Source organism: Rhizobium sp. WSM1328 (assembly GCF_057653715.1).
The window spans coordinates 1,833,677-1,849,930 of sequence record NZ_CM172788.1 but is presented as its reverse complement, the minus strand read 5'-3'; the positions used below and the strand labels follow the sequence as shown (position 1 = coordinate 1,849,930).

General features: G+C 60.0%; 16 protein-coding genes and 1 pseudogene. 8 read left to right on the top strand and 9 right to left on the bottom strand.

The features are described 5' to 3' along the window. Positions 1–74 precede the first annotated feature (74 nt). From AC2444_RS09560 to kdgD, 3 genes are all read left to right on the top strand, one after another. Complete coding sequence (locus AC2444_RS09560; RefSeq protein WP_012757397.1) at positions 75–785, top strand: FadR/GntR family transcriptional regulator; 711 nt, start codon at positions 75–77, stop codon at positions 783–785. 67 nt (positions 786–852) lie between these two features. Continuing rightward, on the top strand, positions 853–1,827 hold the full coding sequence (locus AC2444_RS09555) for a mannonate dehydratase (RefSeq protein ID WP_012757396.1): 975 nt from the start codon (positions 853–855) through the stop codon (positions 1,825–1,827). 32 nt (positions 1,828–1,859) lie between these two features. After that, complete coding sequence (gene kdgD / locus AC2444_RS09550) at positions 1,860–2,786, top strand: 5-dehydro-4-deoxyglucarate dehydratase (RefSeq protein ID WP_041935523.1); 927 nt, start codon at positions 1,860–1,862, stop codon at positions 2,784–2,786. 155 nt (positions 2,787–2,941) lie between these two features. Here kdgD and AC2444_RS09545 read toward each other — a convergent pair whose 3' ends face one another. After that, entirely contained in the window at positions 2,942–3,940 is a 999-nt protein-coding gene (locus AC2444_RS09545; RefSeq protein ID WP_245460538.1) for an AraC family transcriptional regulator, read from the bottom strand. Between the two features lie 166 nt (positions 3,941–4,106). On the opposite strand from AC2444_RS09545, the gene AC2444_RS09540 reads away from it, so the two are divergent. Next, on the top strand, positions 4,107–4,877 hold the full coding sequence (locus AC2444_RS09540) for an alpha/beta hydrolase (RefSeq protein WP_012757394.1): 771 nt from the start codon (positions 4,107–4,109) through the stop codon (positions 4,875–4,877). Between the two features lie 133 nt (positions 4,878–5,010). Here AC2444_RS09540 and AC2444_RS09535 read toward each other — a convergent pair whose 3' ends face one another. Then, entirely contained in the window at positions 5,011–5,511 is a 501-nt protein-coding gene (locus AC2444_RS09535) for a GFA family protein (RefSeq protein WP_012757393.1), read from the bottom strand. A gap of 86 nt (positions 5,512–5,597) precedes the next feature. Continuing rightward, positions 5,598–6,364 (bottom strand): annotated as a pseudogene (locus AC2444_RS09530) (alpha/beta hydrolase family protein). Positions 6,365–6,524: 160 nt separating this feature from the next. Between AC2444_RS09530 and AC2444_RS09525 the strand changes: the two are divergent. Continuing rightward, positions 6,525–7,214, top strand: a complete 690-nt coding sequence (locus tag AC2444_RS09525) for a hypothetical protein (RefSeq protein WP_012757391.1) — start codon at positions 6,525–6,527, stop codon at positions 7,212–7,214. 175 nt (positions 7,215–7,389) lie between these two features. Here the strand turns inward: AC2444_RS09525 and AC2444_RS09520 are convergent, their stop codons facing one another. From AC2444_RS09520 to AC2444_RS09505, 4 genes are all read right to left on the bottom strand, one after another. After that, complete coding sequence (locus AC2444_RS09520) at positions 7,390–8,463, bottom strand: ABC transporter ATP-binding protein (protein WP_128449076.1); 1,074 nt, start codon at positions 8,461–8,463, stop codon at positions 7,390–7,392. A gap of 23 nt (positions 8,464–8,486) precedes the next feature. Then, positions 8,487–9,335, bottom strand: coding sequence for a carbohydrate ABC transporter permease (locus AC2444_RS09515; RefSeq protein ID WP_003539503.1), 849 nt, complete (start codon positions 9,333–9,335; stop codon positions 8,487–8,489). Further along, positions 9,328–10,266: a carbohydrate ABC transporter permease gene (locus AC2444_RS09510; RefSeq protein ID WP_012757389.1), complete on the bottom strand. Its 939-nt coding sequence runs from the start codon at positions 10,264–10,266 to the stop codon at positions 9,328–9,330. Before AC2444_RS09510 ends, AC2444_RS09515 begins: the two co-directional genes overlap by 8 nt. 81 nt (positions 10,267–10,347) lie before the next feature. Then, positions 10,348–11,652, bottom strand: coding sequence for an ABC transporter substrate-binding protein (locus tag AC2444_RS09505; RefSeq protein WP_012757388.1), 1,305 nt, complete (start codon positions 11,650–11,652; stop codon positions 10,348–10,350). A gap of 201 nt (positions 11,653–11,853) precedes the next feature. On the opposite strand from AC2444_RS09505, the gene AC2444_RS09500 reads away from it, so the two are divergent. From AC2444_RS09500 to AC2444_RS09490, 3 genes are read left to right on the top strand one after another with little or no spacing between them, the layout of a single operon-like run. Then, positions 11,854–13,053: an ROK family transcriptional regulator gene (locus AC2444_RS09500; protein WP_003539497.1), complete on the top strand. Its 1,200-nt coding sequence runs from the start codon at positions 11,854–11,856 to the stop codon at positions 13,051–13,053. A 45-nt stretch (positions 13,054–13,098) separates the two neighbouring features. Next, positions 13,099–14,199, top strand: a complete 1,101-nt coding sequence (locus AC2444_RS09495) for a Gfo/Idh/MocA family protein (protein ID WP_012757387.1) — start codon at positions 13,099–13,101, stop codon at positions 14,197–14,199. Between the two features lie 18 nt (positions 14,200–14,217). After that, entirely contained in the window at positions 14,218–14,859 is a 642-nt protein-coding gene (locus AC2444_RS09490; RefSeq protein WP_003539493.1) for a ThuA domain-containing protein, read from the top strand. Positions 14,860–15,098: 239 nt separating this feature from the next. Here the strand turns inward: AC2444_RS09490 and AC2444_RS09485 are convergent, their stop codons facing one another. Continuing rightward, positions 15,099–15,575, bottom strand: a complete 477-nt coding sequence (locus AC2444_RS09485) for a DUF2938 domain-containing protein (RefSeq protein ID WP_012757386.1) — start codon at positions 15,573–15,575, stop codon at positions 15,099–15,101. Between the two features lie 111 nt (positions 15,576–15,686). Continuing rightward, on the bottom strand, positions 15,687–16,211 hold the full coding sequence (locus AC2444_RS09480) for a MarR family winged helix-turn-helix transcriptional regulator (protein ID WP_012757385.1): 525 nt from the start codon (positions 16,209–16,211) through the stop codon (positions 15,687–15,689). Between the last annotated feature and the right edge of the window lie 43 nt (positions 16,212–16,254).

The following is a 16,254-nucleotide window of genomic DNA, read 5'->3' as shown; positions in this document are numbered from 1 at the left end:
ATTTAACGAAGTCCGATAAGATTGACAAGTCCCGGGCGACAGAGACTTGATGCGAAGGGATTGGGGGAGCCGAAATGACGACACTCAGCCGGGGCCGGCAAAGACTGGCGCAACAGGTTATCGATCAGCTGCGGGCGCAAATCGAAACGGGGAAGCTGCGCGTCGGCGACCAGCTGCCGACCGAGCCGCAGCTCGAAGCGACATTCGGCGTCAGCCGCACTGTGGTGCGCGAGGCGATAGCCGATCTGAGGTCGGCTGGCTTCGTCAAGCCGATCCAGGGCAAAGGCGTCTTCGTCGCGGATCCGAAGACGCATTCGATGCTTTCCTTAACACCAGTGGAAATCAAGAGCATTCCGGAAACCCTGGAATTGCTGGAGTTTCGCATGGCCGCCGAGGGTGAAGCGGCGGCGATCGCCGCCTATCGCCGCACCGCCGAGCAGGAAGCGGCGATCCGCGAAGCCAACCGCAGGATGGCGAACCTGATCGAGACGGGACAGCAGACGGTGGAGGCGGATTATGCCTTCCACATGGCAATCGCCGCCGCCACGAACAACCGATTCTATGTTGCCGTCTTGCGCCAATTCGGCCCAAAAGCCATTCCCCGCGGCCAATTTCCGACGCTTCCCGAGGCCAATGACCGCGACTATCTTCAGAAGGTCTATGCCGAACATGTCGAGATCCTGTCAGCGATCGCCGACCAGGATCCGGAGCGGGCGAGACAGGCAATGCGGGCGCATATGCTGGCCAGCCAACGCCGTTATCGAATGCTCGCGGAGCAGCAATAGGGCTCGACACTCTTCGAAATTCATATTATGTCATATGACATTGGATAATTTTGAAAGAGACTCAAATATGTATCTGGGAACACAGGTCGCCGCGCGGGACGACGACGATTATCGTATCTTCGCGCAACTGGGCGTGAAGCATATCAATGCCGACCCACCGGGGAAGCCGAGCAGCTGGACGCTCTCCGATCTCGAGCGCCATCGCGACAAGGTCGAAAGCTTCGGCCTGATCCTCGACATGATCCAGTTGCCGCTGCCCTCGCAGCCGATCGAGAAGGCTTCCTATCCTGATATTCTGCTTGCCGGCCCCGATCGCGACAGACAGATCGACGCCGTCTGCAAGCTGATCGAGAATACCGCCGCCGCCGGCATTCCTGCGGTGAAGTACAATCTCAACCTGATCGGCATTCCCCGTACGCCGGATGAGCCGGGGCGCGGCGGATCTCTGAATGCGAGCTTCCGCTGGGACAAGACGGATCAGCAGGCCGAGCCCGGCCTTGCCGGTGTGCTTTCCGAAGACGAAAACTGGGAACGGATCGACTATTTCCTGGAACGCGTCGTTCCTGTCGCTGCAAGCAACCGCGTCCGGCTCGCCTGCCATCCGCACGATCCCTATACGCCGCCGGGCTATCGCGGCGTCACGCGGGTGCTCGGCACGGTGGAAGGCCTAAAGAAATTCGTGCTAATGCGCGAAAACCCCTATCACGGCCTCAATTTCTGCCAGGGTTCGATCGGCGAGATGCTGGAAAATCCCGGCAAGGAAATCGACGATGTCATCCGCTGGTTCGGCCAGCGCGGTAAGATCTTCAATGTTCACTTCCGCAATATTCGCGGCGGCAAGCTGTCCTTCATGGAGACCTTCCCTGAAGAAGGCGACATGGACATGGTCCGCTCCGCCAGGATCTACAAGGAGGTGGGCTTCAAATACATGCTGATGCCCGACCATGTGCCGACCGTCAGCGGCAAGGATCCAACCGCCACCGCATTTGCCTTCTGCTACGGCTATATCGCCGCACTTCTGCAAGTGCTCGACAGCGAGTGACCCGGTTTTCAACACGTAAGAAATAGGACTTCATGATGAACCCGATTGAATTGAAGAAGGCCGTCGGTAGTGGTCTCCTGTCGTTTCCGGTTACGCACTTCGACGATCAACTGAAATTTGACGAAGCGAAGTACAGCCGCCATGTCGAGTGGCTTGCAGGTTATGACGCCGCTGCACTGTTTGCCGCCGGCGGCACCGGTGAATTCTTCTCGCTTAATCCGGCCGAGATTCCGCAGGTGATCCGGGCCGCCAAGGCGTCGGCCGGCAAGACGCCGATCATTTCGGGAACCGGCTACGGCACGTCGCTCGCAATCGAGATCGCAGTCGCGGCCGAGAAGGCCGGCGCCGACGGACTGCTGCTGCTGCCGCCCTATCTGATGTTTGCCGAACAGGCGGGTCTCATCGCCCACGTCAAGGCGGTCTGCCAATCGGTCGGCATCGGCGTCATCGTCTATAACCGCGACAACGCCGTCCTGACCGCCGACAGCATCGCGCGCCTGGCGGAGGAATGCCCGAACCTGATCGGCTTCAAGGACGGCGTCGGCGATGTCGACAAGGTGATCGAGATTACCACCCTGCTTGGCGATCGTCTCGTCTATGTCGGCGGCATGCCGACCCACGAGGTTTATGCCCAGGCCTATTTTGCCGCAGGCGTGACGACCTATTCATCGGCCGTGTTCAACTTCGTACCAGCGCTTGCCCAGCGCTTTTACGGCGCCTTGCGCACCGGCGATCAGGCGACCGTCGATGAGATCTTGAAGGGCTTCTTCTTCCCCTTCGTCGCCTTGCGCAATCGCAAGAAGGGATATGCCGTCTCGATCATCAAAGCCGGCCTTCGCGTCCTCGGGCAGAACCCAGGCCCCGTGCGCCCGCCTCTGACGGATCTTTCCCAGGATGAGCTCGCGCTGCTGGAAAAGATCGTCCAGGCCAACGGCGTCACACGGATCGCGGCGGAATAATATATCGCGGCAGTAGGCCGCCGGGGTGGCCCGGCGGCTGTCCGGTTCGCACCAGCAACGGACATCGGCTCGGTTTGGATAGACGACCGCTACGGGGCCGGAAGCGACGTGTCTGTTATCAGGGCGAGTTCATGCATTGCGCCGGATCTACACCATCATCGATCCTGAATAGTTGTCGATTTGGCATTCATGGGCGCAAAACCAAACTGTGCCTTGAAGGCTCGGCTGAAGGCTGCTTCGGAATCATAGCCGACTTGCCTGGCGACCGACCCAACCTTGGCATCAGGCTGGCGCATCAAGCCCAAGGCGAGCGTCAGCCGCCAGCGACTGTGGTAGGAAAGTGGCGCTTCTTTCACCAATGCTGTAAATCGCGCCGCGAAGCCGGACCGAGACAGGCCCGCCACCCGAGCCAGATCGAGCACGGTCCAGCGCCGATAAGGTTCGTCGTGGATGGCCTTGAGCGCGCGGCTGATGCGCGCATCCCCGAGCGCTCCAAGCCAGCCGACATTGCCGCCCCGCTCGATCCGCACCCAGCTCCGCAGGATACTGATCACCAGCACGTCGATCAGCCGTGAAATCATGATGGACGCGCCGGGATACACCTCCTGGGCTTCCTTCATCATGAAGTAGCCAAGGCCCTCGGCCCATCCGGCGGTCTCGCCGCTAGCTTTTGGAATGTGTATGACCGACGGCAGTGCCGATACGAGCCAGGGCACGGAAGCGCTTTCGAACCGAAAGGCTCCGGCGATAAGCTTGGTCTGCTGGCCGCCTCCGCCGTGGGAGACATTGAGTTTTTCGGCGGTAACCTGCGCCGCCATCAGGGCTGCCAAGTCAGCCTCAGTTGCACACTCGCCATCGCTCAAGCCGTGTCCAAGGCCTCTCGGCAGCATGATCAGATCGCCAGTTGCCACCTGCAAGGCATGGCCCTGATCGTTCACAACGCTCAGGCCCCCTTCGAGCACGATGAAGAAATAAGCCGCTCCTGGATGAAAGCGTAACGCCCATGGTTGGCTGAGCTCAACTGTAAAGACGATTTCGCCATGCAGGCTGACCATGGCCAAAATCTGGGAGAGCAGATCCACCCGAGAGGCGAGCATAATCGCATTTTTGGACGACGGAGCATGCATTGCGGGGCTCTGGTCATGGTGATCCATCTCGGTGAGCCCTAGTTTGGTTTTGTCTTCAACGAGGAATTATCTGGCAGTTCAAGTGTTTGCGCGAAGGCAAGGCCATCCTGGTCTTCCTGCCGTCGCGTAGGCGATAGCATTGCAGATTATCCGAATTAAGCAATTGCGCTGATGCGCCCTGTAGGAGCTCCAAATGAAATCTCTTCTTATGTCCGCCCTGATGCTGACGACCGGCATGCTTGGTGCTGCACCCGCGTGGGCCCAGCCGGCTCTCCCGGATCAAACAATCAAGAATATCGTTCTTGTCCACGGCGCCTTCGTCGACGAAACCAGTTGGGACGGCGTCGCTGCAATCCTGACCGTCAAGGGCTACAAGGTGACTGCGGTAAAGAACCCATTGACCTCGCTTGCTGACGACGTCGCTGCCACCAATGCGGTGCTGGATGCGCAAAATGGCCCGGTTGTCCTGGTGGGGCATTCCTGGGGTGGCGTGGTGATCGGCGAGGCGGGCGACAACGCCAAGGTGGCGTCACTCGTCTATGTCTCGGCCTTTGCGCCCGAGAAAGGTGAAACCATCACAGCATTGGCAGCCAGCGGTCCGGCAACTCCCGGAGCGGCGGCCATTCGGCCCGACGCAAAGGGTTACTTGACCATCGATCCTGCAGTATTCCCCAGTGCAGTGGCGGGCGACCTGCCCAAGAAGATCGGTGAACATCTGGCAGCGCACCAGATGCCGATCAACCACACTGCCTTCGATGCACCTGCTGAGGTCGCGGCATGGCACGACAAGCCAAGCTGGTACGTCCTGAGCTCCAAGGACCTCGTCCTTGATCCCCACGCACAGGCTTTCTTTGCCGAACGGATGAAGGCCAAGGTGACGACGGTCGAGGGTGGCCACGCCTCGCTGGCCTCGCACGCCAAGGAAGTGGCTGCGGTCATAGAAGCGGCCGCAGGAGCACAGTAGCCCTCGTCAACCGATGCTATCGCCCGCCTAGCGGTGGTCGGTAGCATCGATGTGCAACGATCCCGGTCGCAGAGCAAAGCCCCCGCCACTGCCCACACGCCATGGCCTCGGACAGCGCAGCACCGGATAGGACTCAGCCATCACGCCCCCTCACCGCCCATGAGGCGGTATCGTGATCGGGGTGCTGGTTGTTGCTCTCCTTGATCGCCGCCGCCCAGTCGGCGCCGTTGTCTTCGGTCGCACCGGTATTTTCTATGCCCGTGATCGTATCGAACCATGCCACCATGTTCTCGGTGCAGGTATTGGCAAGCGGCGAGAAGGCGTGCGGATCGTCAAGCGAACCGATCATCAGGTTGGTGCGACCGTTTTCGAGGTGGTGGAAGAACAATGGCGTGCCGCAATTGGCGCAGAAGCCGCGCTCGACAAGCTCCGAACTCTTCCAGACGCTCGGCTTGCCGCGTGTCCAGCTGAGCGCATCATCGGGCGCGGCGACGAGCGCGGCAAAGACGTTGCCCGAGGCTTTTTGGCACATGCGGCAATGGCAGAGATGCGAATTGTCAAACATAGCGGTTGCGTGGTAGCGCACGGCACCGCACTGGCAGCCGCCGCTCACCTCCATCTCGATGCGTTTCATTTTTCTCCTCCTTCAAGAGGCGGGTTTGGGCTTGATCTCTTTTGGGTTTTCGCCACTTTCCCGCTGCCCGAAGCTGGCATGCTGCCTTAGTGGTAGGTCACGACGGGATTGAACACCCTTTGCAGGAAGGGCCTGAGAGCTCCCTGCATGTGGTTCCTTGGAATTTGATGTCCACACTCAAAGACGTGAAGCGTCGCCAGGACTCCGGCATTGGACAGAGCTTTTGAGAAGAGTTCGGCTTGGGCAACAGGAGCACGGTCGTCATGCTTTCCATGCAGCACAGCGTCTCAGACCGAACTTCGGGCGCATAATGAATTGCAGAGCGAGCCAGAAAGGCCTCTCTCGATAGGCCCGCCTCTTTCTCGATAGCCCACCGCAAACCGTCTGAACTCTCGTGATAAGCGACTTCAAGGTCATAGACGCCGCTGGATAGGATGACTGCTCGCAGATCAGAAACCTGGGTGGCGACCATTGCCGATGCAACGGCACCACGACTGTTTCCGTAGAGAACAATTCGGTTAGGATCGACGGAAGGCTGGCCCCGCAGGAAAGCGAGAGCAGCTATGATCGCTTGCTGGGTTTTGGGACCGCAAAAATCTGGAGGGCCGTCTGACGCCCCGAAACAGGGCTGCGAGACTGCCGCAGCAGTGATATTCAAACCAGAACAGAACCGATGCAACGCGCCGCTATCGACCGCCTCTATCCCTCCAAGCAGACGGCCACCCTGATTGCCGTGGACAAATAGGATTGCTCCTGTGGGCGTTTCGCTTGCGGCTTGAGCTTGAAAAAGCTCGACCGTGGCTCCGTCACCCCGGTCAATGAGATGTCGAGTTACTACCGGCATAACCACCATCAGGTTTTTGCGTGCCGGACAGACAATAGTGCAACTTGTGGCATTGGCAACGTCCGGTGGCGGCGGATATGGTTGAGAAACCAAGTGGCTTAGCCGCTCATCCGTCCGTTTCGGTCTTTTGATCGAAATTCCGGAAGCGACAGCACAATAAAGGCCGCAGATGAATAGTGATCATTTTGATGAACGATCAACTTCCGCACTTATGAATATCATCCAAGACAAGGATGTCGGTAACGAAAACAGGTATGCCGCAACACAATCCGTTTTAAGAAGATGGCGACAAGGAGTTGATCTAGAATTCCTCATCGATCTCCTTCTTTCGGAGAGTTCGCGGGACCGCCTCCGTGGTGCACACTATCTTGCGGAGTTGGGGCAGGAGGTAGAAGGTTTGAATGTCGCTGCGACACAACTCGCCGATGACGCCCTGTCAGATTGTCGTAGGGCGTTTGTCGAATACACAGTGAATTCCGGACGCTATGATCAAACGATTTCCAACGCCTTGGCTAAATGCCTATTGGACTTGAACCTACATGTGAGGGTGGAAGTAATTAATTGGGCGGTCCCTATATCCGATGAGAGATTTGAAAACTTTTCCCAATTGGTTGAAGCTGGAGCTGGTTGGCCTGAGTTTCGGTTCCCTAACCCTCTGAGTAATGATTTCTGGAATGCCTCCATTCTCAAACGCGCAGTTCGAGGGCTAGATATCATTCGTTGCATCCGCGACGGCAAGGAAATCGAACAGATCAAGAAAGACTTTCCGGAAGAAGACAGTTTTATATTCGATGTTATTCAATTTTCGAGAACGCGCCGAGAACGGCTCGCGAAATGGCAAGACAAATCACAGTATTGATTAGCTGGAGCCATGTGTCTCGCCCCTCCTCCTTCTAACTCGGCTTGCGCGCAAAGGGGCATCGCGCGATCTCTCGACTCCCTCTTCTCTCCTCGGGGAGAAGAGGGTATGCCGCACCCCTCCCGGTCCCCGCTCGTCGCCGCAAATCGGACAGCCGTGGGACAAACTGCCCCGCCTACAGCGCCACACCAGTACCGCGGTCGAAGACGTGGACCTGATCGCTGGTGATGCTTGCCTCGAAGACGGCGCCGTAACGGGCGGGGTATTCGCCGTCGACGATGGCGGTCACCTGCTGGCCGGCAAGATCGAAGACCACATGGGTCTGGGCGCCGGTGGGTTCCACCAGCATCGTCCGACCGGCGAGCGGCGTGCCGGCGGCGACACCGGGAACGAGATGTTCGGGACGCAGGCCGATGGTGATGGCCTGGCCGGCCTTGACCTTGCGGTCCGGCGCGATGCGGATCGCCGTGCCGTCGCTGAGACGAGCAGCAGGCCCACCATTTTCTCCGTCGACCGTGCCTTCGAGCATGTTCATTGCCGGCGATCCTATGAAGGCGGCGACGAAGAGATTGGCGGGCGTCCTGTAGAGTTCGAGCGGCGTGCCCTGCTGTTCCACCCTGCCCTGATTGAGAACGACGATGCGGTCGGCAAGCGTCATCGCTTCGATCTGGTCATGGGTGACATAGATCGAGGTCGTCCTGACCTTCTGGTGCAGCGTCTTGATTTCCGAGCGCATCTGCACGCGCAACTTGGCATCGAGGTTGGACAGCGGTTCGTCGAACAGGAAGACGGCCGGATTGCGCACGACGGCGCGTCCCATGGCGACGCGCTGGCGCTGGCCGCCGGAAAGCTGGGCCGGCTTGCGGTCGAGGAGTTCGGCGAGATCCAGCATGCGGGCGGCCTCGGCCACCCGGGCCTCGATCTGGGGTTTAGCAACGCCGGCGAGCTTCAGATTGAAGCCCATGTTTTCGGCAACGGTCATGTGCGGGTAAAGCGCGTAGGATTGGAAGACCATGGCGATGTTGCGCTCGCGCGGCGTCATGGCGTTGACGACTTTGCCGCCGATGGCGATCTCGCCATCGGTGATCTCCTCGAGACCGGCGATCATCCGCAGCAGCGTTGATTTTCCGCAACCGGACGGCCCGACGAGGGCGACGAATTCCCCATCCTCAATATGAAGTGAAATGCCGTGGATGACGTCGACGGCGCCATAGGTCTTGCTGATATCGGTGAGTTCAACAGATGCCATGATTGCACCTCCAATGGTTCGGCTCAGGACTTCACGGCACCGGCGGTCAGACCGGCGATGATGTGTCTCTGGGCGACGAAAAAGACGATGATGGTGGGAAGGATGGTGAGCGTAATGAAGGCCAGCACCAGCTGCCACTCCGTGCCGTATTCGCCGCGATAGACCATGATGCCGAGCGGCCAGGGATATTTCGATTCCGAGTTCAGCATGATCAGCGGCAGGATGTAGCTGTTCCAGCTGCCGACGAAGGAGATGATGCTGACGGTGGCGACGATCGGCCGGGAAAGCGGCAGCGAGATATGCCAGAAAAAGCGGAGATAACCGCAGCCGTCGACAAAGGCCGCCTGAAACAATTCCTCCGGAAGGTTGCGGAAATAGTTTCGAAACAGCAGGATGCTCATGCCAAGGCCGAAGGCCACCTGCGGCAGCACCACGCCCCAATAGGTATCGAGCAGGCCGAGATCGCGGATGCGGATGAAGAGCGGCAGGATCGCCGTCGCCGCCGGAAACATCAGGCCGAGCAGGAAATAATTGAGCAGGAACGACGATCCGAAAAAGCGGACATGGGCAAAGGCGAAAGCCGCCATCGACGATACGATCAGCGTCAGGAGGACGGTGAGCGACGCGATCACCAGCGAATTTCCGATCTGCAGCCAGTAGCGCTCGCCGAAGAGAATATCGGTATAGTTCGCCCATTGCCACTCCGTCGGCAGGCCGAAGGGATTGGTGCGCAGGTCGCCCAGCGTCTTGAAGCCGCCGAGCGCCGTCGTCAGCAGCGGCACGAGCACGATCGCGGCAATCAGGCTCAGCGACACATAGAGATAGACGCGTGTGGACGTGCTCATGCGGATGGAAGAGCTCATATCAGTCATGGCGCATGAATATCCTTTTGTAACCGAAGGCGAGCGTCACGCAGATGACGAAGAGCACGACGCCGACGGCGCTGCCGAGGCCGACCTGCATGCGCATGACGCCATAGGTGTAGAGGAAGGTGACCATCGTCTGGGTGGAGTTGGACGGCCCGCCGCCGGTCAGCGGCATGATCATGTCGAAGAGCTGCAGCGAGCCGACGACGGCAAAGAAGATGGAAAGACGCAAGGTCGAGCCGAGCAGCGGCAGCGTGACATAACGGAACTTCTGCCAACCTGTAGCGCCGTCGATTTCGGCTGCCTCCAGCACGCTCTTGTCGACGGATTGCAGGCCGGCGATGAACAGCATCATGTGGAAGCCGAAATATTTCCAGACGATGACCCCAAGCACGGCGTAGATCGCCACGTCCTTGTCGGCGAGCACGTAAGGGTTGGCGAAGCCGAAGAAGTTGGAAACGGCGGCAAACAGGCCATAATCGCCATCATAGACGAAGCGCCAGATAAGGCCCGCGGCAACGTCCGCCAGCACATAGGGCAGGAAGAAGATGAGGCGGTAGCCGACGACACCCGGAATGCGGTGCGCCAGCATGGTCGCCAGCCAGATGGCAAGCGGCACCTGGATGCAGATCGAGATCACGATGATCAGGCCGTTATTGACCAGCGCCTGGGTGAAGGCCGCATTTCGAAACAGGACCTGGAAATTGCGCAGCGCGATGAACTCGGTCGGCGTGCCGTAGCCGTTCCACTTGTAGAGGCTGTACCAGGCCGCCTCGCCCATCGGCATGATGACGAAGAGGGTGAAAAGCAGCAGCGCCGGCGGCAGGAAGATCAACAGCACCGCCAGCCGGTCATGGGCGACCGAGCTCTTGCTGTTTGCGGCTCTTTTTGCCGGCCTTGCGGCCGTGGTTATCGATGGGACTGAAATGTTGGCCATGGGTCCTGCTTTCGCTTCTCGTCGGCAGCAATGCTGGCGCTCCGGATTAGCGGAGCGCCAGGAAGGGTCTGCAGGCGCTGGTTATTGTTCCAGTTCGAAAGCGTCCTGGATCATCTGGGCGCCGTCCTTGGAATTCATCTGCCCGGAGACGATTTCCACCGACACGTCGTTGACGACACGGCCGACCGCAGCGCCAAGATCCTGGTCGAAATAGTTCTGATGCCAGGTCGAACCGGCCAGCTGTTTTGCCGATTCGGCAAGCAGCGGATTGGTGACGCCATCGCCGGCGCCGACGGCAACGGGCAGAAGCATGCCGGCCTTGGCCATCGCCCGCTCATTGTCCGCATTGGTCAGGAAGGCGAGGAAATCGAGCGCTTCCTTGGATGCCTTCTTGGTGACAGCCCAGCCGTTCAGACCGCCAAGCGTATCGGTCGGCTTGCCGGCGCCGCCATCGACGGCCGGGAAGGCGAAGCGGCCGATATTTTCGGGCGCGAGACCCTTGCCGTCGCCGGCATTCTTGCGCTGGTTGGCCTCGGTATTTTCAAAGCCGAGGATGATCGCCGCCTTGCCGTCGCCGAAAACGCCGAGCGCCTGCGGCCAGGTGGAGCCGAGATAGCCGGGCTGGAACGGTTCGAGCTTTCCGAGTTCAGCGAGATCGTCGCCGGCCTTGATGATCGAAGGATCGAGGAAACCTTCGCCCTGGCCAGTCTTTGCCGCTTCGAAGACCTTCTGTCCGCCTTCGCGCATGACGAGATAGCTCCAGTAGAAGTGGATCGGCCATTTCTCACCGCCGCCGCCGGCGATCGGCACGATGCCTGCCTCTTTGATCTTCTTCACGGTACCCAGAAAATCAGCCCAGTTCTTGATGTCCTCGGCCTTGACGCCGGCCTTGGCAAACAGGTCCTTGTTGTAGAAAAAGCTGACCAGACCGACCTTATAGGGAATAGCCCAGGTCTTGCCTTCAAATGTCAGGCCGCTGACCGAAGCCGGGCTATAGGCGCCGCGCAGTTTGCCGCCATCGGCATCCAGCGCCGGCGTCACATCCTGGAGCGCGCCGGTCTCGGACTGCTGCTTCAAGACGCCGCCGCCCCAGCTGAAAAAGAAATCCGGCACGTCGTCAGATTGCAGCAATGTCGGAAGCTTGGCCTTGAAGGCCTCGTTTTCAAGAAACTGCATCTGGATATCGACGTCTGGATGCTGGGCTTCGTATTTCTTGACGATATCTTCCCAGGCCGCGACGTATTTCGGGTCGAGCTCGAGATGCAGCCACTTGACCACCGTCGTTGCCGAGGCAGCTCCTGCTCCGGCCAGCAACATGCCGGCAGCTGCGGCCATCGATGCGATACGCCTGCCGCCAAAAGCGGTGCTCTTGAACCTAAAAGTCATGATTTTTCCTCCCAGGGGCTATCCTCACAATTTTTCCCCTATGCGGATTAATTCAACGGAGCTTTGGCATATTGTCAACCCAATGCCTCTATTTTTATCAAATGCGCTTGACAGGACCACTGAATTCCCTGCTATTTATTTCGTAACCCGTTAAAAATATTTGGGTTCCGCCCCAACGAAACGCTCGCCTGGCTAGTTCCCATGAAGACCGCAGATCCCGAATTAATGCGCGCGATCAATCGCTTGAACGTGCTCGATACCATCAGGCGCCATGGTCCGATCTCGCGGATAGAGATCAGCGAGCGTACCGAACTCTCCACCACCACCGTTTCGGCCATCACCGCCTCATTGCTCGACGACGGACTGATCCTGCCGCGTCACGAAGGCGATATCCGCAATGAGGCGGTGCGCGGACGGCCGCGGGTGATGCTGGAGCTCAATCCCGATGCGGCCCGCGTGGTCGGCGCCAAGATCGCCGCCAACAGGATGGTTTTCGTCGTCACCAATTTCCGCGGCGACGTGCTGTCGAAGCTCGCCTTGCCGATCCGCATCGACCGGCAGCCGATCGGCGTCATCGCCGATCTGGTCGAGGACGGGGTCAGGCGTTGCGTCGTCGATGCCGGGCTGTCGCTGGAGGATGTCGACAGCGTCTGCCTCGGCTTTCCCGGCGTCATCGAGCACCGCACTGGCTACATCAGAAGCAGCCCGATCTTTCGCGACACCAATGTCGATTTCGCCGCCGAGATGTCGACGCGGCTGGCGACGCCGACCATTGTCGAAAGCGACGCCCACGCCATCACGCTTGGCCATCACTGGTTTGGAAAGGCCCGCGATCTCGAAGATATGGTGCTGATTTCGCTGGAGCAAACGCTGGGGCTCGGCGTCCTGCACGGCAACAGCCTGTTTCGCGGCGCCGGCGGCCTCAGTCACAATCTCGGCGACCTCGTGCTCGGCATGGGACCGAATGGGGTCGTCCGGCTCTTCAGCCAGGCCGGCGAAAGCGCGATCCTCGGAGAACAACAGGCTGATGGGCGTTTTGCCGAGGCAATCCGCCTCGGGCGCGGCATGAACCATGCCCAGGCGCTGATCAAGGCCGATGACGACCGGCTGATCAGCGCCGCCATCCGCGCCGGCGAAGCGGTGGGATTGACCATTGCCAATATCGTCACGTTGTTTGCGCCGCCGCGGGTCATTCTTGTGGGGTCGAGCCTGGCGCTCGGCGAACCCTTTCTCAACAGCCTGCGCGATGCTTATGCGCTCGCCATTCCGCCATCGCTGCGCGGGGTGAGCGAACTCGTCTTCGACGATTCGACCGATGATTTCTGGGCGCAGGGTGCCGCGGCGGTGGCGCTCTACGAGCTTTATGAATCGCCCTGGAGCACGACGGGGCCGGCGCTCTGACGAGCGACACAATCAAGATCAATGGCAAGACCAATGGAGGAATTCATGGACAAGGTCGGTATCGGCATCATCGGATGCGGCAATATTTCGGGCGCCTATCTCACGGCGATGGCATCCTTTCCCATCCTCGACATCCGCGGCGTCGCCGATCTCAACCGGGAGCTGGCGGAAGCAAAGGCTGCGGAATTCAGCGTTCCCGTCAAGACCGTCGAAGAGCTTTTCGCCGACCCCAAGGTTGAGATCATCGTCAATCTGACGATCCCGAAGGCCCATGTTGCCGTGGCGCTGCAGGCGCTCGATGCCGGCAAGCACACCTATTCGGAAAAGCCGCTCGGGATTAATTTCGCGGAAGGGAAAAAATTGGCGGAAGCCGCCAAGGCGAGGAATCTGCGCATCGGCGCTGCCCCCGACACTTTCCTCGGCGGCGGCCACCAGACGGCGCGTGGCTTGATCGACCAAGGCGTCATCGGCCAGCCGGTCGGCGGCTCGGCAACCTTCATGTGCCCGGGCCATGAGCGCTGGCATCCGAACCCGGCCTTCTATTACGAGGTCGGCGGCGGGCCGATGCTCGATATGGGTCCTTACTACATCACCGATCTCGTCAATCTTCTCGGGCCGGTTTCTCAAGTTGCGGGTTTTGCGACGACGCCGCGATCGGAACGGCTGATCACCAGCGAACCGCGAAACGGCGAGCGCATTCCCGTGCATGTGCCGACCCATGTCACCGGCATGATGGCCTTTGCCAACGGCGCCGTCGTGCAGATCGCTATGAGCTTCGATGTCGCCGGCCACAAACATGTGCCGCTGGAAGTCTACGGGACCGAGGGCACGCTGATCGTTCCCGATCCGAACAAGTTCGGCGGCCCTGTGGAATATCTGAAGAAGGGCGGTCCGTTCGAGGACCAGCCGGTCACATCGCCTTATGCCGACGGCAATTATCGCTCGCTCGGCGTTGCCGACATGGCGCATGCGATCCGCTCCAACCGGCCGCACCGCGCCAATGGCGATCTGGCGCTGCATGTGCTCGAAGTCATGGAAGCATTCCACACCGCCGCCTCGACCGGCCGCACGGTCGCGATCACCACGGCAACGGAGCGCCCTGCGCCGCTGTCCGATTCCATCGTCGACGGACGACTGGCGAAATAAGTTTCAGGAGGAAAGACTATGCGTGAAGCACTGATCGTCTGGGGCGGCTGGAGCGGGCATGAGCCGCAGGAGTGCGCCGAAATCATCAAGACCATGCTCGAGGAAGACGGCTTCAAGGTCTATCTCGAACACGGCACCGAGGCGCTTGCCGACCCCTCCGTCCATGATCTCAGCCTCGTCGTGCCGATCATGACGATGTCGAAGATCGAGAAGGAGGAGGTGAAGAACCTCGCCACGGCGATCGAGAGCGGCGTCGGTATCGCCGGCTATCACGGCGGCGCGGGCGATGCCTTCCGGGACTCCGTCGACTACCAGTTCATCATCGGCGGCCAGTGGGTGGCTCACCCCGGCAACATCATCGACTATACCGTCAACATTACCCGGCCCGACGATCCGCTCATGGAGGGCATTGCCGATTTTCCCTATACGTCAGAGCAATATTACATGCATGTCGACCCCTCGAACGAGGTTCTGGCGACGACCAAGTTCACCGGCGAACACGCCTACTGGATCGACGGCGTCGTCATGCCCGTCGTCTGGAAGCGGAAATACGGCAAGGGCCGGGTCTTCTATTCCTCGCTCGGCCATCAGGCCAAGGAATTCGACGTTCCCCAGATGAAGACCATCTTCCGCCGCGGCGCCAACTGGGCTGCGCGGTAAGGTGAGGCTCGATTGAGGCTGCCGCTATGAGGGGCACATGGAGCCCTCTGGCAAGGGTTGCCCCTCATCCGCCTGCCGGCACCTTCTCCCCGCTTGCGGGGCGAAGGGGGATTGCCGCTCACCTCTCCGTTCCTCGACAACCTCTCGCAGGGCACGTCCCCTCGCCCCGTTTACGCGGAGAGGGTTAGTGTGAGGGGCAGGCGGCGATCCTCATTGGGCGAGGCGAGCAGACCCCGAGCTCACCCAATGATCAATGCCGTGCCATAAAGCCCCAGCGCAAAAACCGTATGGGCGAGAAGGTTGAAGCACCGAACCTTGTTTGGGGTCGGATGTTTGGAAGCGGCCCAGCCGATGCCGAGGCCCGGCTGCAGCAGGAACCACCCTGCCCCGACGGTGACGATGCCGAAGATCCAGGCGGGAAGAAATGTCGGGGCCGCCAACCAGCCTGAGCCCATGATGATGGCGAGGATCACCCCATAGAGAATGCCGACGGCGTAATGGCTGATCCAGCCGAGCGCCAGCTCATTGGCATAGGGCTCGGCGTCGGCAATGCTCTCGTGAAAGACCTTGCCGCGGCGGAGGTGCCAGAACCAGCGTCCAACCGGTGCCCAATTGGGGGCCGCCTGGCCGAACTGGGTGAGCAGGATCGCCCAGAGGTCCATGAGGATGGTTGCGCCGGCGCCGATCACCAGGCCGCGCCACAGAATATCGAACATTGGGAATCACCGGAAAACGTTGCGATTGCAGGTCGCTACAAGATCATCGCAGACGCGCCGGCGCAATGGCTCCGGTGAATTCACCCGACATATCAAGGAGGAATTTAGAGGCTAATCCGCTTGCCGTCCGCCCTCGCCCGCAGCTTCTCCCGCGCCATTGCCGATATCGCCGCTGATATCCTCGGCAAACTTCCGCATGAGCCGCACCAGTTCATTGAAGTCATGTTCGTCCCAGCTCTCGAAAATGGCGCGGCCCATCCGCTCGCGGGCGATATCGATGCGATCGGTCATTGCCTTGCCCTTCGGGCTGATGACCGCCTCGCGCACGCGGCGGTCGGTAGCATTGCCGCGGCGCTCCACCAGATCGAGACTTTCGAGCTTGGCGACCTGACGGCTGACGGTGGTGTAGTCGCGCCCGGCGCGGTCGGCGAGTTCGACCACCCCGATGGGACCGAGCCGTTCGATCGTGACCAGCAGCGGAAACAGGGCGCGATCGAGCGAAATGCCTGCCTCGCGGACCATCTGCTCGTCGCGCTGCGGGCGGTTCATGACGCTGACGATCTCGATCAAAGCCCCATGCAGCTCGCGCAGCTTTCCGCTTATATGTGTATTTTGCACATTCTTTGTTGACGCCATGCCGATTCTCCTATTATGTGCATAATACACACATGGAGAGATC

Bases quoted from the DNA above. Each gene is read 5' to 3' on its own strand.
- AC2444_RS09560 (WP_012757397.1), top strand. From the start codon at position 75: ATGACGACACTCAGCCGGGGCCGGCAAAGACTGGCGCAACAGGTTATC.
- AC2444_RS09555 (WP_012757396.1), top strand. From the start codon at position 853: ATGTATCTGGGAACACAGGTCGCCGCGCGGGACGACGACGATTATCGT.
- kdgD (WP_041935523.1), top strand. From the start codon at position 1,860: ATGATGAACCCGATTGAATTGAAGAAGGCCGTCGGTAGTGGTCTCCTG.
- AC2444_RS09545 (WP_245460538.1), bottom strand. From the start codon at position 3,940: ATGGATCACCATGACCAGAGCCCCGCAATGCATGCTCCGTCGTCCAAA.
- AC2444_RS09540 (WP_012757394.1), top strand. From the start codon at position 4,107: ATGAAATCTCTTCTTATGTCCGCCCTGATGCTGACGACCGGCATGCTT.
- AC2444_RS09535 (WP_012757393.1), bottom strand. From the start codon at position 5,511: ATGAAACGCATCGAGATGGAGGTGAGCGGCGGCTGCCAGTGCGGTGCC.
- AC2444_RS09525 (WP_012757391.1), top strand. From the start codon at position 6,525: ATGAATAGTGATCATTTTGATGAACGATCAACTTCCGCACTTATGAAT.
- AC2444_RS09520 (WP_128449076.1), bottom strand. From the start codon at position 8,463: ATGGCATCTGTTGAACTCACCGATATCAGCAAGACCTATGGCGCCGTC.
- AC2444_RS09515 (WP_003539503.1), bottom strand. From the start codon at position 9,335: ATGACTGATATGAGCTCTTCCATCCGCATGAGCACGTCCACACGCGTC.
- AC2444_RS09510 (WP_012757389.1), bottom strand. From the start codon at position 10,266: ATGGCCAACATTTCAGTCCCATCGATAACCACGGCCGCAAGGCCGGCA.
- AC2444_RS09505 (WP_012757388.1), bottom strand. From the start codon at position 11,652: ATGACTTTTAGGTTCAAGAGCACCGCTTTTGGCGGCAGGCGTATCGCA.
- AC2444_RS09500 (WP_003539497.1), top strand. From the start codon at position 11,854: ATGAAGACCGCAGATCCCGAATTAATGCGCGCGATCAATCGCTTGAAC.
- AC2444_RS09495 (WP_012757387.1), top strand. From the start codon at position 13,099: ATGGACAAGGTCGGTATCGGCATCATCGGATGCGGCAATATTTCGGGC.
- AC2444_RS09490 (WP_003539493.1), top strand. From the start codon at position 14,218: ATGCGTGAAGCACTGATCGTCTGGGGCGGCTGGAGCGGGCATGAGCCG.
- AC2444_RS09485 (WP_012757386.1), bottom strand. From the start codon at position 15,575: ATGTTCGATATTCTGTGGCGCGGCCTGGTGATCGGCGCCGGCGCAACC.
- AC2444_RS09480 (WP_012757385.1), bottom strand. From the start codon at position 16,211: ATGGCGTCAACAAAGAATGTGCAAAATACACATATAAGCGGAAAGCTG.